Source organism: Haloprofundus halobius (assembly GCF_020097835.1).
Lineage (GTDB): Archaea > Halobacteriota > Halobacteria > Halobacteriales > Haloferacaceae > Haloprofundus > Haloprofundus halobius.
In genome coordinates, this window is the sequence record NZ_CP083666.1 from 465,510 (window position 1) to 486,994 (window position 21,485).

Genomic DNA, 21,485 nt, shown 5'->3' on the forward strand with positions numbered 1-21,485 from the left:
CGAAAGGGGAGTACGAGGGCGGAGCCCGTCGTCGACCCCACGGCGACCTCTCCGGTCTCTGCTCGACCGCCCGGTGTATTGACGGGGATTCGCACACTACTTTCCTCTTACCGAATGAACGGACCAGCACACATCTCTCGAACCTCTCGAACTGACGGACTCGCCGACCGACTCGTGTGGAGCGGACGAGTCGGCCGAGAGTCGAACGACCGGGACTACCGACGGGAGAGCCGCCGACATGCTCGACGACGGGGACGCGGATGGTAGACGTCCTCTTCTCGTTCGGTCGCCTCCTCGCGGCGCTCTTCCTCGTGGCGCTGAACGGCTTCTTCGTGGCCGCCGAGTTCGCCTTCGTCCGGATTCGTGCGACCGCCGTCGACCGCTTCGTCGAGGAGGGGAAGACGGGGTCGGCCACCTTGCAGGAGGCGATGGCGAACCTGGACGACTACCTCGCGACCACGCAACTGGGCATCACGCTCGCCTCGCTCGGCCTCGGCTGGATCGGCGAACCGGCCGTCGCGGCGCTCATCGAACCGGTGTTGACGCCGCTGCTCCCGGAGAGTCTCATGCACCTCGTCGCCTTCGCGGTCGGCTTCGGCTTCATCACCTTCCTACACGTCGTCTTCGGGGAACTCGCACCGAAGACCATCGCGATAGCGGAAGCCGAGCGGATGTCGCTGCTGCTCGCCCCGCCGATGAAGCTCTGCTACTACCTCTTCGTCCCCGGCATCGTCGTCTTCAACGGGACGGCGAACTTCTTCACGCGGCTCATCGGCATCTCCCCGGCCTCCGAGAGCGAGGAGACGCTGCAGGAGGAGGAGATACTGATGGTGCTGACTCGCTCGGGCGAACAGGGCCACGTCAACAAGGAGGAGGTGGAGATGATCGAGCAGGTCTTCGAGCTCGACGACGTCACCGTCCGCGAGGTGATGGTCCCCAGACCCGACGTGGTGAGCGTACCGGCGGACCTGCCGCTGGCAGCGCTCCGCTCGGTGATTCTCGAGGAGGCGCACACTCGCTATCCCGTCGTCGAAGTGGACGACCCCGATCAGGTCGTCGGCTTCGTCGACGTCAAGGACGTGATCCGAGCGAGTGAGTCCGTCGACGAGACGGCGGAGACCGTCACGGCCGGCGATCTCGCGCGCGACCTGACCGTCGTCCCCGAGACCACCCGCGTCAACGACCTCCTCCTGGAGTTCCAGAGCGAACAGAGCCAGATGGCCGCCGTCATCGACGAGTGGGGTTCGCTCGAGGGCATCGCGACCGTCGAGGACGCCGTCGAGGTTGTCGTCGGCGACATCAGAGACCAGTTCGACGCGGACGGCCGCGAGCCCTCCGTCGACAGGCGCGACGACGGGAGCTACGTCGTCGACGGCGGCGTCTCGCTCGTGGAGGTGAACGAGCGGCTCGACGCCGACTTCGAGAGCGACGAGGTCGGCACGCTCGGCGGACTGGTACTCTCGCGGCTGGGGCGCGCCCCCGAGGTCGGCGACCGTGTCGAAGTCGACGGCTACGAACTCGCGGTCGAGGGGGTCGACGGGGCTCGCATCACGAAAGTCGTCGTCCGCGAAGAGGACTCCGACTCCGGGGACGGCTCCGAACCCGGAGACGGGGCGATTCCCGACGACGACTCGGAGTGACGCACCCAGAGCGCGCCGCGTCGGCGTGTACCGCCGATCGGCACCCGGCGGGGTTCGGACGTCGCTCACACCCGAACTCTCGCACTCAGGCGAGCGCGTCGAAGGGTAGCGCTTAGTTGCCGGCCTCCGTAGACGGGAGCGGCCGATGACGAGGGCACCGTTCCGAGTCGGGGTGGCACCCGGCGACGACGAACCCTATGAGTGCCGAGGCCGTTCTTCGATCCACAGCGAGGCGACGTAATCGACCGTCGGTGAACCGTACCCGTCAGCCGCCGAGAGCGGACTCCCCTCGTCGTACGAAGCATCGGGGATCGGCCGGCGAGACGCTCGCTACTCGGTGGTGGTTCGATACCACGGTCCGCTGGCCCGCCGAGGGTGTTCGCCTGCGAGGACGGTTTCGGTAGCGTACGTCTCGGCCTCTGTCGGTGTCAACTCCTCCGACCAGGGCACTCGTTCGTCGCCCGTGCTTGCACCGGGTCCGCGGTTGTCGTACTCGGCGAACGTGACCGTCTCCTCGGCCTCCGGACGGGACCAGTTGTGCCACCCGGCCGGGTGAACGTGCGAACCCAGACGGCACCGGACGAACGCGACGTGCGCGTGGTTTCTCCACGGTCGGCCGAGGTACACGTCGGAGACCTCCGGATCGGCGGTCAAGGCACACTCCCTGAAGACGTACCCGTACGGTTCGCTCGGGGGCGTTGAGGCCGCCGTGACGTACGAATCGGCTTTCGAGTGGATGTCACAGCGCTCGAAGACGGCGGTGGCGCCTCCGAAGACGAAGTCGGTCGTCCCCTCGACGTGGCACTCGCGGAAGTACTGTCGGGCCCCCTCGCCGGCGGCGTAGACGGTGTCTTGATTCCCGACGAACCGACAGTTCTCGAACACGGCTCGGTCGGCCTCCACGTGTAGCGCGACGGCCGGTCCCCGATCCGGCCCGGCGGCGTTTCGCACCGTCAAGTTACGCGCGCGGAAGCCGTTCCCGCACACCTTCAGCGTGTACGTGAAGAATGTACTGTTACGTCCTCTCTCGATCGTGTCGAAGTGGTCGTCGTACGTCAGTACCGGGTTCGCTTGGCTCTCTCCGATCAAGCTGATCTTCGGGTTCCACGAGGGGATCCGTACCTTCTCGTCGTAGACACCGTCCGCGACGAAGATCGTGATCCGCTCGCCGGGGAACGCCTTCGCCCCGTCGATGGCCGCCTGGACGCTCTCGTAGTCGCCGCGTCCGCTCTCGTCGACGACGTAGTCGTATCCCTCTCCGTCACCTGCTGGCATTCGCATGATTCCACTCTCCACCCGCTCGTATGCTCTTCGGCTCGGTTTCGAGGTCCGCCGAACGAGACACGTGAGTTCGTTCCGGCGAGCTGGTTCGCTCTCGGCGCGGAGTCCGACCTCGAATCCCCTCCCGGTGGGCGCGAACCAGGCACCAGGCGACGCCGGACCCGACCTCGGAGTGGCCGAGAGACGCTACAGGTGTTCGTCGACGAACGGCCAGACGCCGTCGGCGTAGTAGCGATGGCCCCCCTCGCCGACGACGAGTTCGCACCGCTCGGGCGCGTTCGCGGCCCCGTAAATCTCCGAGAGCCGCTCGAACGACCGTTCGACGCCCTCGACCGGGAAGATCTGATCCCGCCGTCCGGCGACGGCGACGAACGGCCGGGGGGCGACGAGACCGGCCACGTCCCACATCTCTCCCAGTTCGAGGACGCCGGGTAGGTAGTTGCACTCGCAGTGGTCGACCGCCGCGATGGACGCCTCGAACGTGCAGAAGTACGACGACGGCGCAACGACGTCGATTCGGTCGTCGACCGCCGCGGCGAACAGGGCGACAGCGCCGCCGCCGGAGTGACCGGTCAGCGCGATTCGGTCGGCGTCGAAGTCGTCTCGGCGTTCGACGAAGTCGACGAGTCGCGTCACGTCCCAGACGCGGTCACCGAGGAGCGACCGACCGAACAGCTGCGCGTGCAACTGCATGGTGTGACAGGTGCGGTATCCTCGCGCCTCGTCGGCGGGGTTCGACAGTTCGCCCAGCCCGCGCATGTCCGGTGCGAGCGCCGCGTATCCCCGTTCGACCGCCTGTACCGCCACGTCGCGTTCGTCCTCGTCGATCTGCCGCCGGTGTTCTTCGGAGTCCGCCCGGCCCACGACCAGGTCCTTCCCCGCATCGCCGTGACCGTGCGCGACGAGCACTACGGGATACGGCGGCTCGACATCGGCGGGCACGAGGAGGTAGAACGGAACCCGGAGCCCCGTCTCCGTTCGAATGGTCCACCGCTGACGTTCGAAGCCGCCGCACCGTTCGCTCTCGGTTCGCTCCGGGGTCGGATCCGGGACGCCGGCGTCCGCGATGGCGTCGTGACCGAGGACGCGCTGGAGGTCCGCGCGAAACGCCGTCTGCCACTTTCGAAACGTCTCGCCGGTCTGCCCGTCGAAGCCGTGCCGACGCTCGTGGTCGCGAAACAGTCGCGCCGTCCACCGCGCCGGGTCGAACTGCTGGTGGTCCGTCTCGTCTCGGGGATGGTGGTCCGTCTCGTCTCGGGGGTGGTGGTCCATCTCGTCTCTGGGTGCGACGGCGGCCGGGCTAATGAGTGTGTACGAGTGCAAACGAGTGTGTCGCACGAGTAGAGGTGAGCGTGCGTCCCAGCACAAGTCCGAGTCACCGGTCGAGTACTGGTGGAGAGACGTGCGGACGGTCCGAGTCGAGAGCCGGTCAGTTCCGCCACGGTCCGTAGTTTGATGCCCGCCGCCGGCGGCGACGAATCATGCAGACGGACGACATCCAGTTTCACAACGTCGGTGCGCTCGTTCCGATCGAAGACGGCGACGGTCGCGTGCTCCAACGCGTTCCCGAGGCAGTCAGGAACGAACTCAACGAGGGGGCGAGGTCGCGGATGCGACACCCCGCGGGCGTCGAACTCAGGTTCGTCCCCGAGGACTCGGTCGAACTGACGCTCTCGGTCCAGCCGGGCGGAAGCGCTGACAGCGAGACGGTCCGAGTATTCTGGGGATCGATACAGGGGTACGACGAGTTCGAGATTGGTGCGGAACCCCGGACCGTCGAGGTGTCGATGCCCGAGAAGCTGACCCGGTTGAGACCGTCCGCCGCGTCGGCGTCCGCCTTCGACCCGCGGGTCTGTCGCGTCTGTCTCCCCGGGGAACACCGAAGCGGCTACACGGTCTACCACGGCGCCGAGGGGGCGCGTCGACCGCCGACCGAGGCCGAACTGCCGGATCGCCGCTATCTCGCCTACGGGACCTCGATTACCGAGGGCGAAGCGGTACTTGGAGAGCACCTAACCTACGTGAACCAGACGGCCCACCGACTGGGCGCCGATCTCCTCAACCTCGGGTCGTGCGGCACCGCCTACTGCGACGAGGCGATGGCGGACCACATCGCCGCGCGCGACGACTGGGACGTGGCGACGCTCTCCGTCTCCGTGAACATGGTCGGAACGTTCTCCGCGGAGACCTTCCGTGACCGGGCGACGTACCTCGTCGACACCGTCGCGGGCGCGCATCCGGACAAATCCGTTGTCTGCCTCACGCTCTTCCGCAACGCGCGCGACGTCGTCGCGGACCACGAGGAGGCCGACGCCTGCGAGCGGTTCAGGGAGGTGCTCCGTGACGTCGTCGCCGCGTCGCCGCACGCCAACGTCCACCTCCTCGAAGGGCCGGAACTGCTCCCGAGTGTCGATGGTCTCACTACCGACCTCGTCCACCCCGGAGATCTCGCGATGACGACGATAGCCGACCGGCTGGCCGACGAACTGACGCCGCTCCTCGATCGGTGAGGTCGCCCACGCTCCGAACCTCCCGTACCGACCACGTCGGTACTGACTCGCGACCGATGATGACGGCACCGCTCCGAGCGGAGCGGCACTCGGCGGTGACGAACCCTCTGCGTGCAGCGGCCCATCCATCGCCGAGAGTCGACTCACCATCTACGGACCTTCTTTCCACCGATCTCGCATCGACGAGAGCGTCGGGTCCCAACTCTCGATAGCAGCCGTTTCGAGGGACGACCGTCGCGGGACTAGTGGACGAATCCGCCCGACGGTACTTCTGGGCGTCGACCGCCTGCGTATACAGGCCCATCGCTGATTGAATCGCGTACGCAACACGCACGTAGACGCACGATGACAACTAACTCGATAGACGAACTCTTCGTCGAAGGACTGCAGGAACTGTACTACGCCGAAAAACGACTCGTCGATGCGCTCGAGACGCTTGCCGACCAGACGACCGACGACACCGCCAGTCAGGCGTTCGCGGAGCACCGCGACGAGACGACGGAACACGTGGAGCGGCTGGAGCGGGTGTTCGAGCAGATCGGCAAGGAACCGCAGGAGAGAGAAGAGCAGGTCGTGAAGGCGCTGATAGACGAGCACGAACAGTTCGCTGAGGAGAACGAGGGTCAGGACGACGTGCTCGACCGATACAACATGAGCGTCGGGCAGAAGACCGAACACTACGAGATCGCCGCGTACGGGAACCTCACCTCGCTGGCCGGGAAGACCGGCCACGACGAGGCGGCCGACGTATTGGCCGAGACGCTCCGCGAGGAAGAGCAAGCGCTCGAAGAGGTCACGCAGGCGACCGAGCAGTTCGACCAGCAGGAGATCGCGGGCGACTGATTCTGCGACCGATGCTCGGCGGTCGTCTCGACGTGCCGTAACCGCGTCGCCCGCGACGCGGTGACCGCCGAGGCCGACTTTCGCGCGCTGTCAGCGATGCAGACGGACTGTCGTCATCTACTGTCCAAGGAACTACTTGCTCTTCGTCCAAGTGGAATCGGACAGGCAGTACGGGAACGACGTTTCGTGAGATTTCTCGCAATCTCGGTTCTTCTCCGTGTGACCGTAGACGCCCAGCCAAGGGTGTTGGAATCTAGGTCGGACACTCCGTTCACCGTCTACCCGGGCTTCGCCCGCGCGAAGTGGAAAGACGAGAACCGGGGATACCACGGAAGTTATCGCTCGAGGTGTCGAACCGGAACTGTCTCGGCGCAGAACGAACGATGTGGTCGATAGACCATCGAAAGATGATGTGAATAGACATTCGTATACTGAGTACGCTGTTTTAGGGACGAATGACAACTCTTATCCGTGAGCTCGGACTCGATTGAATTGCAATGGCAAACGGTAAGGTTGATTTCTTCAACGACACTGGCGGCTACGGTTTCATTTCGACGGACGACTCTGACGACGACGTGTTCTTCCACATGGAAGACGTTGGCGGCGAGGATCTGACGGAAGGTACCGAGATCGAGTTCGACATCGAACAGGCCCCGAAAGGCCCGCGCGCGACGAACGTCGTTCGTAACTAACGAGAGCTTCGCGCCGTCGAGAGACGGTACGACGTGACTTCGTTTCTTCAGAAACTCACAGTCGGGGAGCGACCGCTCCGCGCAGCTGTCTCGATACGAATCGCCGATATCGAAACTTCAGCGGCGCGACCGACCCCGATGAGGACGTTCGACACCGACCGCTTTTCCCGTAGACGACGGTACTCGAGACGATGAGCGACGACAGCGACACCGACGACGCTCCGGAGTTCGAGCGCGTGAAGAGACAGGCGGCCGACGCCGTCACCGACAGCGACGTAGTGTCGGTTTACGTCGGCCTCGTCGGCGACGACGGCGACAACGAGTTCTACTTCGCCAACGACGTCGACGAGGAGCGACTACAGGAGATGGCCAGCCAGCAACTCGGTATGCTGACCCGCGTCCTCGCCGAGCAGTCGGACGCGAGCATCGAACAGATCACGGAACGCGCCGCCGAGGCGGCCGAGCAGATGAACGTGCGGTGAGAGACGGCGCAGTACCCGTCGTCGGGGCGGCTCGGTACTGACCTACTGCTTTCGGGCCGGGGCAGCGACTAGTGGCGTCTGTGACGTCTGAGCACCGAGCGCGTACGACTCTGGCTCGCTCGGTGCGACTAGAGACCCCGCCGTCTCGTTCGACGACCCCGACTCGTTCGACTGCTGAATCACGTACCGCTGGCCGACCATCGGGTCGAGCAGACTGTCGACGGGCGCGCGGTCGTCGCGCAGCACCGGCACGTCGCCGGTCCGGGTCGTCCGCTGGTAGTTCCGTATCTCGCTGTCGAGGTCGATGCCGATGTCGCGTCGCTCGTTCCGCGCGAGCAACTGCTCTTCGGTGACGACCGACTCGTTCTTCGTCGCGACGACCTCGATGTTCTGAACGACGCTCCCGCTCGCCGTCGGGAAACTGTACACCTGCGGATACACCTGTGACATCGTCTTGTACTCGGCGCGGTAGAACTTCGACGCCGGACCGGTGGGCGCGGAGATGACGTTCGCGAAGAGGATGCCGTCCTCGGAGAGTCGGCTGTCCGCGAGCCGCATGAACTCCTCGGTGGTCAACTCGAACGGCACCTTGTCCTTCTGGTACGCGTCGAGGACGATGAGGTCGTACGTCTCGTTCGTCTCCTGAAGATACTGCCGTCCGCCCGTGTTGTAGATGTTCAGCTTCTCGGACTCCTCGACGTCGAAGTACTCCTTCGACGCGTCGATGACCTCGGGGTCTATCTCGGCCACGTCGACGGTGACGTCGTACTCCTCGGCGAAGTGTTTCGGGCCGGTGAACCCGCCGCCGCCGATGAACAGCACGCGGTCGACGTCGTCGTTCATCAGAAGCGGCAGGTGGAAGTACCGCGTGTAGTCGAAGACGTGGCGGTCGGGGTCGCTCTTGTCCATCGCGCTGTGTCGCTGACCGTCGAGGTACAGCGTCCGGGTGTCGCCGAGGTCGACGACCTGTAGTTCCTGATACGGCGTCTGCGTCTCGTAGACGACGCGGCCCTCGACAGAGAGTCCGGCCGCCCCGCTTCCGACCGCGGCGACGAGGAGCACGACGACGAAGCCGCTGGCAACCATCTGGTCACGGTCGATACCGGGACGCGAGAGGACGAGTGCCGTCCCCACCGAGAGCAGGCCGAAGACGAGCGCTATCTGCTCGACGCCCAGCGACGGGATGAGAAAGTACGTCGTCGCGAACGCTCCGACGATGCTCCCGATGGTCCCGAGCGCGTAGACGTGCCCCGACGCTTCCCCCAACCCCTCTTTCGCGGAGAGTTCGGCAGCGTACGGGCTGACGTAACCGAGCAGATACGTCGGCGGCCCGAACAACAGCGTGATGGCTGGGAGCGACGCGAACCGGCTGGGAAGCGGGAACCCGGAGGTCGCCCGCAACAGCAGGTCGCCGAGGAAGATGAGTCCCGCGACGTACGCCGCCGTGAGGAGAAACACTCGCGCCATGCGGTCGTTCGTCGCCTGCCGGGCCGCGAGTTTGCCACCGCGGTGGTAACCGTAGCTGAGCGCGGCCAGAAAGACACCGATGATGCTCCCCCACGTGTAGATGCTGCTGCCGAACTGCGGCGCGATCATCCGTCCGGCGAGAATCTCCAGCCCCATGCTGGCGACGCCGGAGACGAACACCGCCAGTTCCGGTTTCGTTAGCCGGAGGGCGTCGAGGGAGCGGGTCGTGCTCATGACGCATCGAAAGGAGCGCGTCGCCATAACTGTTGGACGCTCGCGGGCCGCCGGTCGACCCCCGCGCTTACCTCCCGCGAGACTGTATACACCCCGATGACCGACGACCCCGACACGTTCGAGACGCTCTCGACACTCCTCGCCGACCTGTCCGACAGTCGCCGCGCAGCGGTCGACAGCGCCGTCGATGAAGCGACCGGCGTCGACGACCTGCGAGACCGACTGACCGCCATCGCCGCGGGCGAGACCGGCCCCTCCGCGGACGTTTCACTTGACGACGACGAGGTGGAGGCAGTGCCGGTGACGACCGAACCTGCCGACGCCGACGGCGCGGTCGACCGGCTCCAATCGAGAGTCGGGGGACTCCGAGACCGAGTCGCGAGCGGACTCGACGCCGTCGGATCCGCCGACGCGGAAGCCGACGAGACGACCGGCGCCGTCGACGCTGATGTCGGAACGGACGAGCGGGCTGTCGCATCCGAGAGCGACGCCGATACTACCGGCGACGACCTTCCGGTTCCGGCGTCCGGACCCACGACGAACCCGCTCGCTCGCGTTCGAGGGCGGGCAGCGTCGGGCGTGACCGACCTGAAGCACACGGTCCGAAACGCCGACCCGAAGCAGGCCGCGCTGTGGGGGCTCGCCACCGGTGCGACGCTGGCGAATCCGGCTATCGCCGCGAGCTACTCGACGGCCGTGTTGCTCTCGGGAGCGGTACTCGGCGGCGGTGCCGTCGGCGCCTACGCCAGCAGTCACGAGGAGACCGTCTTCGACGACCTCGACCCGCTGGAGATGATCCGTCAGTCCCGCGGGATGGCGGCGGCCAACGCCCATCGGACGAACGTGAACGGTCGCGCGCTCGGGAGTCTGCTCGGCGCGTCGACGTACCTCGCCGAGTCGCTGACGCCCGAGGAGTACGCCCATTGGCTCGCGGACGTCGACGCCGACCTCGTCGCGCGTGGGGCCGAACTGGGTGCCGAGTACGCCGTCGACCGCGAGGAACTCGGCCTCGGGACGCCCCGGTCCGGGGCGGCGCTGGGTGGCGGATTCGGTCTCGTCTACGGGTTGGCGACCGGAGCCGCCGACGGAAACGGCGACAGCGATGACGTACTGCGCGAACTGCTCGACGAGGACCTCTACGACGAGTACAGCCGATCCCTCGACGAGAAAGAAGAGAGAGACGATAGAGACGAAAGAGACGAGAGCGAACGGTAAGCGGCGTGCCCGGTTCGACCGGCGTCGTCGGGCTCAGTCGCCGGCCTGTTCGACCGACGGCGACCCGGACGCCTGCCCGAGCAACTCCGCGGCCGCCCCGTACAGTTCGATGTCCTCGCCGAGCGTCGTGAGTCTCACCGCTGGGGGGTCGGCGGCGAGCACGTAGTCGTCGAGATATTGGCGAATTCCCGAGAGCATCCACTCGGCGTTTTCGAGCGCGACCGAGCCGCCCAGCGTCACCACGCCCGGGTCGTACGCGTTGACGAGCGTTCCGATACCTGCGGCGTTGTAGCGGGCCAGACGGTCGAGGAGGTCGGTGGCGAGCGCGTCGCCGTCGTCCGCGGCGGCGAACACGTCGGGTGCGGTTATCTCGTCGAGTTCGTGCAGCGTCGACACCCGTTCGTCCTCAGCGAGCAATTTCCGAGCGAAGTTCGGAATCCCGCGCCCAGAGCAGTACGCCTCCCACGCGCCGCGAACGCCGGTACTCGACAGGTCGCCGTCGGCGCGGATGGAGAACAGACCGACTTCGGCTGCGTAACCGCGCTCGCCGCGAATCGGTCGGCCGTCTTCGACGACGCCCGCGCCGATACCAGTCCCGAAAGTCACGTGCGCAACTGCGTCGTGACCGCGTCCCTCACCGAATCGATACTCGCCCAGCGCCGCGGCCGTGCAATCGTTCTGGACGACCGTCGGCAGTCCGACGGCGTCGTCGACGGCCTCGGCCAGCGGAACGTCGTACCGTCTCGTGCCGTCGTTGGCGTCGAACTCGGCGACGACGCCGCGCTCGGCGTCGACCAGCCCCGTCGTCGAGACCGAAACGCCGTGAATCGGTCCCGGTGACCGGGCGCGGACGTCCTTGACGACGTCGACCAACTGCTCGGCCAGCGCGTCGGCGCGAGTGGGGACCGTCCGAATCTCGACGGGACCTCTCTCCGTCCCGCGCCCGTAGCGCATCCGGGTGCTGCCGATGTCGACGACGACGACGACGTTGGTCGCTGAACTCACTTCTGGTACTGCAACCTACGCCCGTTTCAGTATGCGCAACTTATCGCCGGGAAGGGTACGGTTTCTCCGCCCCTCGACGGAGTTCTCTCGCGTTCGCTGGTTGGTCACGCCCGGGACGACAAGTCGAAAACCGGATTTAGTATCGTAGAACGCGATTCATGGGTTGAAAATAGTGTTGGCCCTCTTTCTCCCGCAGAAACGTCTCGACGCTTTCGAAATCAGGAATTAGTCTTTGAGAGGGAGTACTCCCTTGAGTCTCGGGTCGAACGCATACTCTCCCGAGCGGGAGAGCACGGTCGAAGGTCAGCCATGATCTCGGGGACTCGATGAGATGTACCAAGCGGCTTGGTAGATAGCCTCCACGTTCAGCGTCCGTTGCCAGCTTTGACACGGTTACACCGTATAGCGTCCTCGCTCTGAGAATCGTCAGTCGCGCCGTACAGTACCGGACAAGTGACAACATATTGAACCCTATATCCGACGTAACTTGTTACTCGTGAGAGTGGTTGAGTATGAATAGGCAGTTCGTTCGTTTGATAGCCATCGTCGTCAGTCTACTGCTGATAGCTCCGTCCACGGTACCGGCCACAGTCGATACTACTGGTCAACAGGCCTCGAGCTTCGAGGAACGACGGCTCTGTTCGGACGCAGTACCGACAGGGGAGATAACGGATGCAGCAGAGACGCTTGCCGCCGCACAGAGTGGGGCCGAACTCGGTGCATGTGACGCCTACCGAAGCGGCGCACAGTTTACGAGTCGCCACTACGAGCAGGCGTTTTACGGCGCCCGCGATGGCGCGATTGAGGCGGTACGCGCGGCGAACAACACCGAGAACTACGAATTAATTGACGTGCAGAGCGCAGCACGCGGCGCTGCTAGAGGTGCTCTGGCGAACGCGCAGGGTGTCGCTCCCGAAGTCGTTTACAACGTTGCTTACGGAGGTGCTTTCGGGTCACTTCGTGCAATCGACGTGGACAACTACTCTGCCTCGTTCGCCGAAGCGGCTGCGGAGGGCGGTGTCGTCGGTGCGCTCTCCACCGGTAGAGAATCCGGTGGTTCCGTGACGACGCTCACGCACGCCGCCTACGGTGGGGCTGCCGGGGCGATGTTGGGTGTCGGCCAAGATTACAACGAGAGCGTCTCTCTCGGCCTAAGTGGTGCAATCCTCGTTCGACCGGTGGCAGCATCCACTCCGGGGAGCGGCAATGCCGGAAGCTCTGCCCCATCGCAGACACCCGATGGTGTCGTTCTTAGTGCCGCTGGTGGTGCATCGGGCGCTGTCGAAGCGACGCAACGACATACTGCCCGAGGCATCCAAGTCGCTCCGGCGGAGACGACGGCAGCGGCGCTCGGGAGTGCGTGGAGTGCGAGCAACAGCGGATCGAGTGAAACCCAGAGCAGCGAACTCGGGCGTGCTGCATCAGTCGGTGCCTCGGAGGCGCTGGCAGCGTACACAACCGAACAGAGTGTCGTAACCGGAGCCAGTAGCACGGCCGAGGGCGTCAACGAACTGCTTCGCTCGGCGTACGATTACACTACAGAAGCACTCGGGGTTAGATAGTTCACCGATCCGTCACCGGTCCGAGCTCCGGTGTCGCAACGATTTCTGTTTCTTCGTTCGGCGCTCGAACCGCGCGTCGGAGAATCGCGTATCCGACCACTAGACTGAGGAAACGAAGCGCCGAGACGAGAAGCAGTGTCGAGACGGCGAGTAGTCCGAAGGGCCTCGGCACGACGCCGACCGGCAGTTCGTTTACGACGAACCAGTCGAATTCGAGCGGGACGTCGACGTAGGCGACCCGGTACTCCACAGTAGAGACCACCGCCGGTGAGCGCCGCCACACCAACCAGACTGCTTCCGGGACCGCGCCGACTGTCCACGTCAGCACGACCAGCGGCCACAGCAGGAGATACCTGCTCCGAAGCACCGTTCTGAACACGTTTCGACCGACCGCAGCGCGGAGCGACCTCGCTTCTGCGACGCATGCGAACGAGGCCGGAAACAGGTACAGCGCGACAACGCCGGTTGTGACAAACACCACGAGTAAGAGAAATTCGAGCGACGCAATCGCTTGCTGGTCGAAAAACACGCCCGGTCGTCCGACCATCCACTGGAAGACAACGCCGCCGAACAGTTCGAAGAGTCCCTCGAAGACGATTCTGGACTCGTAACTCGTCGTTCCGAGGCCCAGAATGGTCGCGAGATACGTTGACGCAGGTGCGTATCCACTACCGCTCCAGGTGGTAAACCGATACGCCTGATACCAGGCGACGAGCGCCGCGAAGGGGATGGTACTCCAACACAGCCAGACGACGAACCCTCGGAACCCGTCTTCGAGTAGTCGCCGCCAGTCGGTGAAGCTAGCCGATCCGTCACCGAGCAGTCGTGCAACGTACCCTACCAGTACAATAGTCGAGAGCGTCGTCTGCATCGCGGCGAGAAACACCCCGAGGAGAAGCGTCCGAACCTGATTCTCGTCGCCGAGCAGCGCCGAGGGGCGAGCTCGAGTCATTCGCTGACTCCACCCGTCTTCGAACCGCTCGTATCGCCAGCTATCGCGTCCTCTGGAGTTCGACCGCCTTCAGCGACCGCCTGTCGTTCGCGCTGTTCGCGCCACGCGCGGCCAATAGCCGAATACGCAGAGACGAGAAGGTAGAAACTGACGGCGTACGCGACAAAGACGAAATACTCCGAGAAGTCGCGTGCGAGCGCCGGAATTAGGAGAAACCCGGCGAATTCGCGAGCTAAGTCGACCTGTTGCGAGTAGAGCAGCGGGTAGTACAGAAGTACCGCACTCGCGACCCAGCGGACGAAAAATCCGAACCACGCGCGAGCATACCACGGTTCGAAGAGAACCGGACGGAACGTTGTAAAGGAGAACCCAGCGAAGAGGTTCCGTTCCTGCGTCACGTGGACGATCATCGCGGGAGCGATATAGAGAATCACTACCAGGAGGAGGTACGTGTCGAGCGACTGGGCCACCGGTTCGCCGACCATCCCGGTGAAGTCGAACTGTCTTCCCACCAACATCGGCAGTATCGAGAAGAGCACACCACCACCCAGAACGGTCCCGACGAGAGAAACGACGACCGTTCCGTTCGCGCCGCTTTCGGACGTCCACCACCAGTTCAGCATCAGTAGAAAGGCGAACACTACCCAAATCGCGTAGACCCGAACGCCGTCTTCGAGTAACGCTCTCCAGCCGTCGAACTCCGGCGTCTCGCCCCCTTCGAGTTCGGCTCGAATCGAGCGGGCTATGTAGCCGTACGCGAAGAGATAGGGGACGAAGAGAAAGGCACCATAATACCAGAGAAACCCTCCGAGTAGGATAGTCAACAACCTTCGCTCCCGCCGGTGAGTTTTCTCAGCGTCCATCTCATCACCTACGGGTAGTCTATCCGACATCTACCGAGAAATCCCTTTTTCAGGTGTGTGGGAGCGTCTAAGTGGAAGATACGTTCGACCGAACTTCGCGAGGAGCGGTCACCTCTCTCGATTCCGAGGGTGTTCGATGCTATCGGGACGAACAGCTACTGCTTCGGACACAAGACAATCATTATCGGCCTGAACAAGCTACGTGATTCATGCGCGTTCACTTCTCGGACCCGACGTTCGACTACCAGACCCTCCGCGCGATGGCGTACGCGACGTACCGCGGGGCCGAACCGGGCGAGTGTCTGGCGACCGTTGAGCGCATCGACGGCACCGACTTCGAGGCGTGGTACACCGAGTGGCGGCGGACCGCCGACCGGGTCGCCGTCGCCGGCGAGTACGCCGAGGCGGGGGGTCACGACGAGACGGCACGAGACGCGTTTCTGCGGGCGCACAACTACTACCGGACCGCCGAGTTCTTTCTCGACGGCGACGATTCCCGGCGCGTCCCGACGTACGAACGGGGTCGGAAGGCGTTCCGGCGCGCACTCGGGTATCTCGACGCCTCGGTCGAACAGGTAGCGATACCGTACGAGGACACACAACTTCCCGGCTACCTGTTCACCCCCGATGATCCGCCAGCAAGTGACGATACCGAACGCCCGACGGTCGTCTGTCTCGGCGGCTTCGACTCGCTCGCCGAGGAACTCTACTTTCTCTGCGGCGTCCCGGCGGCGCTCGAACGTGGGTACGCCTGCTTCGTCTTCGACGGACCGGGGCAGGGCGCACCGCTCCGACTGGAGGACGTGAAGGCGCGGACCGACTGGGAGAACGTGCTCGGGCCGGTGCTGGACGTGCTCGTCGACGACTCCCGCGTCGACGCCGACCGAATCGGCGTCGTCGGCGCGAGCATGGGCGGCTACTACGCGCCGCGGGCGGCGGCGTTCGACGACCGCATCGCCGCGGTGGTTGCCTTCGACCACTGTTTCGACCTCTGGGCGGCGGCGGCGCACGGTCAGGAACGGCTCGCGGCGCTCGTCGACTATGCTCCCGGCGTGCTCGTCAACGCGATGGCCGCGCTCGGTGCACGCGTCGATGCCGGGTCGCGCTGGCGCATGGAGAACTCTCGGTGGGTGTTCGGCACCGACGCCGCGAACCTCCGGCGGACGCTCCGCGAGTACTCGCTTCGCGACGTGGCCGACCGAATCACGTGTCCCACGCTCGCGCTCGCCGGTGAGGACGACCACCTGATGCCGCTGCCGCTCGTCTACGAGTTCGCCGACGCCATCGCCGGGCCGACGACGACGCGCGTGTTCACCACCGACGAGGGTGCGGGCGAACACTGTCAGGTCGGGAACCTCTCGCTGGCGCACGGCGAGATATACGATTGGTTCGACGGGACGCTCGCAGCGGCGTGACGACGAGGCGGTCGGTCAGTCCTCCCACTCGTCGCTCGCACCCTCTCCGGAGTCGTCGACGACCTCACCGATGGCGTCGTCGAACGGGTCTTCCATCGAATCGTCTCGGGACACCACCAGTAGTTGCTCCACCGCTGTCGCCTCGTCACCACCGCTAAGCGACGAGAGGCGTTCGACCGTGAGCGCGGCGAGCCCGACGACGAGCACGAACGCGACGCCGCCGAGCGCCGCCTCCAGCGACGACCCGCCGACTGCTGCGTCGCTGCCGAGTACCGTTCCGACCGGAACCCCTTCGACGAAGACGCCGACGGCGACACCCACGACGGTCCATCCGATTGCGACGACGGCGAGTCCCGTCGCGGCCCTGTACTGTCGCTGCGAGACGACCCGTAGTTCGGCACGCTCCAGTAACTCCGGGTAGAGCAGTCCGGCCTCCTTGACCCGCGGGTAGAGCAGGTAGAGGAGCGGCGGTCCGAGGAGCGCAGCGGCGACGAAGTTGTTGAGTGTGATGATGACCGCCAGCACCGAGAACGAAACGAGGCCGAGGAGGTCGACGCCCCACGCGATGATGGCCGCCGTCAGCGTCGAGGCGACGAGCGCGACGACGAGGAACTCGACGAGTTGCTTCGTCGACCGCATCGTCGGCTCCTCGCCGCTGGAGAGGCGACCGAGGTTCCCCCAGAGTCGGTAGGCGACGAACCCGTAGAAGAAGTTCCCGACGAAGCCGAACGCCGACCCCCACGTGAGCGTGCCGCTGAACATGTCGCTGAAGAGGTTGCCGAACGCCGACCCCCACGCGGCCGCCGGGCCGAACAGCAGGCTGAACACGACCGGGAACACGTTCCCCGGTCGGACCGTCGTCAGGTGCGGAACGATGACGAGCCCCTGCGACGGAATCAGCGCCGCCGCGTACACCGCCGCGATGACGACGGTGAGCATCACCATCCGCACGTCTCTCCACATCTCGATGATATCGTCCATTTCTAATCACTCCGTTCGCTCCGATTTGCTCCGGTTTTTGGCGGCTTTACCCCTCGAACCTGTCTGTTCTCTCCGTTTCGCGTCCCACCCTCGACGCGCTGTCGGTAGCTTCACGCCCGCACCCCCGTCAGCGCCGCCCGCCGTCTGGGTTGGACCTCCTCGAAGACGACGGCGACGACGAAGATAACCGAGATGACCCCGACGAGCGTCACCGGGTCGAGCAGCTCCCCCACGAAGACGAGCGAGCAGAGTAACGCCGCTATCCCGACACGTGCTCTGAACACGACGGTGTCTATCGCGGAGGGCGTCGCCCGGTGACAGACACCGCTCCCGAGCATGAACGCCGCCGTCCCCAGACAGAGCGCCAGAAGGCCGCCCGGCGCGAGCGCGTGGTGGTGTATCGTCGCCTCGATGGCAGCACCGACGCCGACCCCCGCGGCGACGATGCCGGCGTGGACGAAGTAGTGGCTGAACACGTAGACGAGGCCGCGCTCTCTCGCCCGGAGCCAGTCGTCGGTCTCGACGCGGAGGAGGCGGTCGATGAGGCCCTCGTCGAAGTGACGGAAGTAGAGCCACCACGCACAGACCGAGATCGAGAAGCCGAACGCCGCGGCGACTATCCCCATCGGTTCGACGTCACCGAGCGTCGCATCGAGGTCGGTACCGACCGACACGGCGATGATCGTCTCGCCGAGGACGAGTATCGTCATGAGCCCCAGTCGCTCCGGGAAGTGCGACACCTGCACGAGCACCTCGCTGAACCCGAGGTAGACGACGAACACCCCGGCGATGCTGATGACGAATGAGGCGATCCAGAGACCGTAGCGCCCCGGTGGCGGTACGAACAGCGAGAGCCCCCAGACGAGCGTCGTCAGCGCGTCGGACGCGATCCAGTAGTTGTGGAACGCCCTCGCCTCGGTGTCCATACTGCGCGCGCGGAGGTACAACCCCGTCAGGAACAGCCGCAGCAGGAAGATGGCGAGCGCGAACGCGAACGACCCGCCGTGGAGTCCGTCGGTCACCGTCTCCGAGAGGAAGATGACCAGAAACATCGCGACGATCGTCGCCAGTCGCGAGAACGTGTCGGTCGTGTCGTAGAGGTCGGCGTAGTAGCTGTACGCCAGCCAGACCCACCAGACGAGCAGGAACTGCGCGGCGAAGTGCCCCACTTCCACCGTTGTCAGATTCCCGTGGAGATGACTGGCGAGTTCGGCGACGGCGACGACGAAGACGAGGTCGAAGAACAGCTCCAGCCACGTCGCGTGCCGCACCGCCTCGCCCTCGTCGGTGTATACTGACAGCGGCCGCCCCAACCCTCTGGAGAGCGGGAATCTCGTCTTCATGTCTGTGCTCTGATGGTACCTGCAGTAACGATACTCTAGAGTTCACCCGCCGAGATAACCGTGTCGTCGACTACCACGGCTGACCGTCCGCCGGCCGGGACTGGCCGCGCCGACGGTGAGTCGACCGGTCAGTACGATTCGTACGTCGCCGTCCCGACGTCGACGCGGACGAGCGTGTTCTCGGGCCACGCGTCCGGTTCCGCGCCGTACTTCGGATTGATGCGACGGGCGGCCGCCGCCGTCTCCTCGTCACCTTCGACGACCGTCGCCGTCCCGAGCAGCGTGACGCGCCACTTCGCCCGCCCCGCGTCGTCCTCCTGTACCGAGACGGCGACGCGGGGATTGTTCCGGACGTTTTCGAGCTTCTTGCCGGTCGTCAGTAGCTCAAGCGTCCCCTCGTCGTAGTGGTACCAGACCGGGGCGACGTGCGGCCGTCCGTCGACGCACGTCGCGAGATGTGCCATCATCGGCTTCGCGGTGATTCGCGCCTCGACTTCCGCCGAAAGCGTGTCGTCGGCGTCGCCCGTGTCACGCTCGCCGCTTGCGTCGTCTCTGTCGCTCATACCGGTTGTACGGACGCCGGGGAGAAAACGCTCCGCCGTCGGTTTGGCCCCAGTCATTCGCGTCTCCGACTCACCCGCCTTCGACCGTCACGTTCTCGCTCCCGCGCCGGACCGCGACCCGCCGCTCGTTGCCGACGAACGAGTTCTCGACGACCCGCACGTCGTCGGACGCGAGCAGCGTGATCGCGCGACTGTTGTTCCGCAGTTCGTTCCCGGCGACGAGCGCGCCGTCGCTCTCGATGAGCAGAATACCGTCGCGGCCGTTCCGGACGCTGTTGTTCAGGATTCGGTTTCGGTCGCTGTCGCGGAGGCGGACGCCGACCGCGTTGCCGACGACGGTGTTCTCGGCGATCGTCGTCTCGGCGGTCCCGTCGGTGAGCGCGACGCCGTACAGCCGGTTCGTCAGCGTCGTGTTCGTCACCCGCGTCCCGTGCGCGGCGGACAGCCAGAGGCCCGCGACGCGGTTCGAGACCGCGCGACTGTCCCGAACCGTCGTGTTCCGACTCCCGACGAGCGCGATGCCGTGGTCGTTCCGCGCCGCTCGTACGTCCGCGAGCGTCGTGTTCGTCGGGCCGCTGGAGACGTGGACGCCGAACAGCGCGTTCTCCGTCGCCGTGACGTTCCGGAGGCGGGTCGACCGGGTCCGGTCCAGAAGCGAGACGCCGTAGACGCTGTTTCTCGTCGCCGTCGCGTCGCTCACGACGCTGTCGGTGACCGACCGAAGCCCGAACCCGACCCGGCTCTCGCGCGCGGTGACCCCCTCCACGCGGAGTTCTGTGGCTCGGGTCGCCTGTACCGCGTCGTCCCAGTTCGAGACGGTGAGGCCGCCGACGGTGACGTTTCTCGTCGGGCGCTCCCACGACCCGACGACGACGCCCGCGGTGCCGAACCGACCCTCGCCGCGTACCGCGTGGCCGCCGCCGTCGACGACGACGTCGTCCGCGGTGACGACGAGACACCGTCCCGCGTCGGTCGTCAGGTTCCGCGTCAGTTCGTAGTGGCCGGGTTCGGTGAGCTCGGTGCACTCCGTGATGGGCGTCGCTCCCTCTTGTTCTACCTGCGTCGGGCCGACGCCGAGACACGCCTGCGAAAGACAGACGACGGCGACGACCAGCAGTGCCTGTCCGACGTCGGTCACGGTCGTACGGTACCTCCGGGCATACGGTCCGGTCCACGACCGACGAAAAGAGCGTTTGCCCGCTGTCAGTAACCGCTTCCCCTCAGTGACCCCCACCGGTCGCTTGCAGTCCGACGACGCCGAGGACGATGAGGCCGACGAACCCGACGCGCGCGGCGGTGAACGGTTCGTCGAACAGGTAGATGCCCGCGATGGCGGTGCCGGCCGCGCCGATACCGGTCCAGACGGCGTACGCCGTGCCGACGGGGAGGTTCTCGACGGCCTGGGCGAGCAGGTAGACGCTCACCGCCATCGCCCCGAGCGTGCCGACGCTCGGCCAGAACTCGGTGAACCCGTCGGTGTACTTCAGTCCGAGCGCCCACACCATCTCGAACGCGCCCGCGACGAGGAGGAGTAACCACGACATATCTCTCCCTCGGACGGAGCGGCACAAGACGCTGGTGTTCTCCGCCTCGCTCAGTATTCGGCCGCTACCGCCGCTGTTCGCGCTTCGCCGTCCGGCGCTAGTGCTCCCGCTCGGCGACGCGTCTCGTCCGTCATCGACACCGGCAACGCTCCCGCTTCCGACAGTAGTGGCTTACCGCTTCGCGTGGAGACTCCCCGCGATGAGTCGACGCGAACCACCGGACGCACGGGGACGAATCGACGCGCTGAGCGACGGCCTGTTCGCCATCGTCCTCACGTTACTCGTCCTGCAGTTCGAGGTTCCGGTCACTCCTCGTGGACGGTCCGAGGCGGAGGTCTTGACGACTCTGTGGGAGATGCGCACGCTCTTCTTCAGCTACCTCCTGAGTTTCTTCAGCGTCGGCTTCTACTGGGTCGTACACCACGAACTCTTTCGACGCGTCGTCGACTACGACCGACGGCTGCTCTACCTGAACCTCGTTTACCTGCTGTTCGTCTCGTTTCTCCCGTTTCCCACCGAACTGCTCGGAACCTACGGCGGGGCGGTCGCGTGGACGCTCTACGCGTTCAACTTCACGGTTATCGGTCTCCTCACGGCGACTCTCTGGTGGTACACGGCCTCGAACGACCTACTCGAACCCGAACTCGGCTCTCGGACGACTCGGCTCGTCGTCCTCCGGTCGCTCATCGCGCCGACCGTGTTCGGGCTCTCCGTCGGCGTCGCCGCCGTCGACGTCACGTTCGCCTACGTCACGCCGTTTCTCATCGCACCGCTTCAGTCGCTGTGGGCCCGACGGTTCGATCTTCCCGACTACTGATTTCGGGTTTCGCTGCCTCGCCGACGGGCCTGCAGAGTCGTGTTCGGAGGCTTCGTCTCGCCGTCGCTGTCTCCGG

General features: G+C 65.4%; 20 protein-coding genes. 9 read left to right on the plus strand and 11 right to left on the minus strand.

Annotated elements, in window-relative coordinates; all coding sequences use genetic code 11:
* Positions 1-260: 260 nt before the first annotated feature.
* A complete protein-coding gene (locus LAQ74_RS02465; protein ID WP_224334618.1) occupies positions 261-1,640 on the plus strand; it encodes a hemolysin family protein in 1,380 nt (459 codons plus the stop codon).
* Positions 1,641-1,970: 330 nt separating this feature from the next.
* On the opposite strand, the gene LAQ74_RS02470 is transcribed toward LAQ74_RS02465, so the two are convergent.
* Together LAQ74_RS02470 and LAQ74_RS02475 are read right to left on the minus strand one after the other, a co-directional pair.
* Positions 1,971-2,915, minus strand: a complete 945-nt coding sequence (locus tag LAQ74_RS02470; protein WP_224337349.1) for a pectinesterase family protein — start codon at positions 2,913-2,915, stop codon at positions 1,971-1,973.
* Between the two features lie 192 nt (positions 2,916-3,107).
* Positions 3,108-4,244, minus strand: a complete 1,137-nt coding sequence (locus LAQ74_RS02475) for an alpha/beta hydrolase family protein (RefSeq protein WP_224334620.1) — start codon at positions 4,242-4,244, stop codon at positions 3,108-3,110.
* A gap of 158 nt (positions 4,245-4,402) precedes the next feature.
* Here LAQ74_RS02475 and LAQ74_RS02480 point away from each other — a divergent pair, with 158 nt between their 5' ends.
* The 4 genes from LAQ74_RS02480 (at position 4,403) to LAQ74_RS02495 (ending at position 7,448) form a co-directional block, all read left to right on the plus strand.
* A complete protein-coding gene (locus LAQ74_RS02480) occupies positions 4,403-5,431 on the plus strand; it encodes an SGNH/GDSL hydrolase family protein (protein WP_224334622.1) in 1,029 nt (342 codons plus the stop codon).
* A gap of 345 nt (positions 5,432-5,776) precedes the next feature.
* On the plus strand, positions 5,777-6,274 hold the full coding sequence (locus LAQ74_RS02485; RefSeq protein WP_224334624.1) for a YciE/YciF ferroxidase family protein: 498 nt from the start codon (positions 5,777-5,779) through the stop codon (positions 6,272-6,274).
* Positions 6,275-6,771: 497 nt separating this feature from the next.
* Positions 6,772-6,966, plus strand: coding sequence for a cold-shock protein (locus LAQ74_RS02490; RefSeq protein WP_224268397.1), 195 nt, complete (start codon positions 6,772-6,774; stop codon positions 6,964-6,966).
* 191 nt (positions 6,967-7,157) lie between these two features.
* A complete protein-coding gene (locus LAQ74_RS02495) occupies positions 7,158-7,448 on the plus strand; it encodes a DUF8113 family protein (protein ID WP_224334626.1) in 291 nt (96 codons plus the stop codon).
* A 42-nt stretch (positions 7,449-7,490) separates the two neighbouring features.
* Here LAQ74_RS02495 and LAQ74_RS02500 read toward each other — a convergent pair whose 3' ends face one another.
* Entirely contained in the window at positions 7,491-9,149 is a 1,659-nt protein-coding gene (locus LAQ74_RS02500; protein WP_224334634.1) for a spermidine synthase, read from the minus strand.
* Between the two features lie 96 nt (positions 9,150-9,245).
* Here LAQ74_RS02500 and LAQ74_RS02505 point away from each other — a divergent pair, with 96 nt between their 5' ends.
* Positions 9,246-10,364, plus strand: coding sequence for a hypothetical protein (locus LAQ74_RS02505; RefSeq protein ID WP_224334644.1), 1,119 nt, complete (start codon positions 9,246-9,248; stop codon positions 10,362-10,364).
* 33 nt (positions 10,365-10,397) lie between these two features.
* Here the strand turns inward: LAQ74_RS02505 and LAQ74_RS02510 are convergent, their stop codons facing one another.
* The gene (locus LAQ74_RS02510; protein ID WP_224334646.1) at positions 10,398-11,369 is read right to left on the minus strand and encodes an ROK family protein; all 972 of its coding nucleotides are present in this window, start codon (positions 11,367-11,369) and stop codon (positions 10,398-10,400) included.
* A 512-nt stretch (positions 11,370-11,881) separates the two neighbouring features.
* Between LAQ74_RS02510 and LAQ74_RS02515 the strand changes: the two genes are divergently transcribed.
* Positions 11,882-12,931 (plus strand): hypothetical protein, encoded by a 1,050-nt coding sequence (locus tag LAQ74_RS02515; RefSeq protein WP_224334648.1) that lies wholly within the window; start codon positions 11,882-11,884, stop codon positions 12,929-12,931.
* A gap of 1 nt (position 12,932) precedes the next feature.
* Here LAQ74_RS02515 and LAQ74_RS02520 read toward each other — a convergent pair whose 3' ends face one another.
* Positions 12,933-13,883: a DUF4013 domain-containing protein gene (locus LAQ74_RS02520; protein ID WP_224334656.1), complete on the minus strand. Its 951-nt coding sequence runs from the start codon at positions 13,881-13,883 to the stop codon at positions 12,933-12,935.
* Positions 13,880-14,707, minus strand: a complete 828-nt coding sequence (locus LAQ74_RS02525) for a DUF4013 domain-containing protein (protein WP_224334658.1) — start codon at positions 14,705-14,707, stop codon at positions 13,880-13,882. Before LAQ74_RS02525 ends, LAQ74_RS02520 begins: the two co-directional genes overlap by 4 nt.
* A gap of 248 nt (positions 14,708-14,955) precedes the next feature.
* On the opposite strand from LAQ74_RS02525, the gene LAQ74_RS02530 reads away from it, so the two are divergent.
* The gene (locus LAQ74_RS02530) at positions 14,956-16,161 is read left to right on the plus strand and encodes an alpha/beta hydrolase family protein (protein WP_224334666.1); all 1,206 of its coding nucleotides are present in this window, start codon (positions 14,956-14,958) and stop codon (positions 16,159-16,161) included.
* Between the two features lie 15 nt (positions 16,162-16,176).
* Here the strand turns inward: LAQ74_RS02530 and LAQ74_RS02535 are convergent, their stop codons facing one another.
* The 5 genes from LAQ74_RS02535 to LAQ74_RS02555 form a co-directional block, all read right to left on the minus strand.
* Positions 16,177-17,142 (minus strand): QueT transporter family protein, encoded by a 966-nt coding sequence (locus tag LAQ74_RS02535; protein ID WP_224334668.1) that lies wholly within the window; start codon positions 17,140-17,142, stop codon positions 16,177-16,179.
* A gap of 110 nt (positions 17,143-17,252) precedes the next feature.
* Positions 17,253-18,485: a low temperature requirement protein A gene (locus tag LAQ74_RS02540; protein ID WP_224334670.1), complete on the minus strand. Its 1,233-nt coding sequence runs from the start codon at positions 18,483-18,485 to the stop codon at positions 17,253-17,255.
* A 128-nt stretch (positions 18,486-18,613) separates the two neighbouring features.
* The gene (locus tag LAQ74_RS02545) at positions 18,614-19,048 is read right to left on the minus strand and encodes a pyridoxamine 5'-phosphate oxidase family protein (RefSeq protein ID WP_224334672.1); all 435 of its coding nucleotides are present in this window, start codon (positions 19,046-19,048) and stop codon (positions 18,614-18,616) included.
* 70 nt (positions 19,049-19,118) lie between these two features.
* Positions 19,119-20,186 carry a right-handed parallel beta-helix repeat-containing protein gene (locus LAQ74_RS02550; protein ID WP_224334673.1) on the minus strand — a complete coding sequence of 356 codons (1,068 nt, stop codon included), beginning with the start codon at positions 20,184-20,186 and terminating at the stop codon, positions 19,119-19,121.
* Between the two features lie 82 nt (positions 20,187-20,268).
* Positions 20,269-20,592, minus strand: a complete 324-nt coding sequence (locus LAQ74_RS02555) for a DMT family transporter (RefSeq protein WP_224334675.1) — start codon at positions 20,590-20,592, stop codon at positions 20,269-20,271.
* A gap of 199 nt (positions 20,593-20,791) precedes the next feature.
* On the opposite strand from LAQ74_RS02555, the gene LAQ74_RS02560 reads away from it, so the two are divergent.
* On the plus strand, positions 20,792-21,409 hold the full coding sequence (locus LAQ74_RS02560; RefSeq protein ID WP_224334683.1) for a TMEM175 family protein: 618 nt from the start codon (positions 20,792-20,794) through the stop codon (positions 21,407-21,409).
* Positions 21,410-21,485: the final 76 nt, after the last annotated feature.

Excerpts from the sequence above, each read along its gene's own strand:
- LAQ74_RS02465 (WP_224334618.1), top strand. The coding sequence starts at position 261 with ATGGTAGACGTCCTCTTCTCGTTCGGTCGCCTCCTCGCGGCGCTCTTC.
- LAQ74_RS02470 (WP_224337349.1), bottom strand. The coding sequence starts at position 2,915 with ATGCCAGCAGGTGACGGAGAGGGATACGACTACGTCGTCGACGAGAGC.
- LAQ74_RS02480 (WP_224334622.1), top strand. The coding sequence starts at position 4,403 with ATGCAGACGGACGACATCCAGTTTCACAACGTCGGTGCGCTCGTTCCG.
- LAQ74_RS02485 (WP_224334624.1), top strand. The coding sequence starts at position 5,777 with ATGACAACTAACTCGATAGACGAACTCTTCGTCGAAGGACTGCAGGAA.
- LAQ74_RS02490 (WP_224268397.1), top strand. The coding sequence starts at position 6,772 with ATGGCAAACGGTAAGGTTGATTTCTTCAACGACACTGGCGGCTACGGT.
- LAQ74_RS02495 (WP_224334626.1), top strand. The coding sequence starts at position 7,158 with ATGAGCGACGACAGCGACACCGACGACGCTCCGGAGTTCGAGCGCGTG.
- LAQ74_RS02500 (WP_224334634.1), bottom strand. The coding sequence starts at position 9,149 with ATGAGCACGACCCGCTCCCTCGACGCCCTCCGGCTAACGAAACCGGAA.
- LAQ74_RS02505 (WP_224334644.1), top strand. The coding sequence starts at position 9,246 with ATGACCGACGACCCCGACACGTTCGAGACGCTCTCGACACTCCTCGCC.
- LAQ74_RS02515 (WP_224334648.1), top strand. The coding sequence starts at position 11,882 with ATGAATAGGCAGTTCGTTCGTTTGATAGCCATCGTCGTCAGTCTACTG.
- LAQ74_RS02520 (WP_224334656.1), bottom strand. The coding sequence starts at position 13,883 with ATGACTCGAGCTCGCCCCTCGGCGCTGCTCGGCGACGAGAATCAGGTT.
- LAQ74_RS02530 (WP_224334666.1), top strand. The coding sequence starts at position 14,956 with ATGCGCGTTCACTTCTCGGACCCGACGTTCGACTACCAGACCCTCCGC.
- LAQ74_RS02535 (WP_224334668.1), bottom strand. The coding sequence starts at position 17,142 with ATGGACGATATCATCGAGATGTGGAGAGACGTGCGGATGGTGATGCTC.
- LAQ74_RS02540 (WP_224334670.1), bottom strand. The coding sequence starts at position 18,485 with ATGAAGACGAGATTCCCGCTCTCCAGAGGGTTGGGGCGGCCGCTGTCA.
- LAQ74_RS02545 (WP_224334672.1), bottom strand. The coding sequence starts at position 19,048 with ATGAGCGACAGAGACGACGCAAGCGGCGAGCGTGACACGGGCGACGCC.
- LAQ74_RS02555 (WP_224334675.1), bottom strand. The coding sequence starts at position 20,592 with ATGTCGTGGTTACTCCTCCTCGTCGCGGGCGCGTTCGAGATGGTGTGG.
- LAQ74_RS02560 (WP_224334683.1), top strand. The coding sequence starts at position 20,792 with ATGAGTCGACGCGAACCACCGGACGCACGGGGACGAATCGACGCGCTG.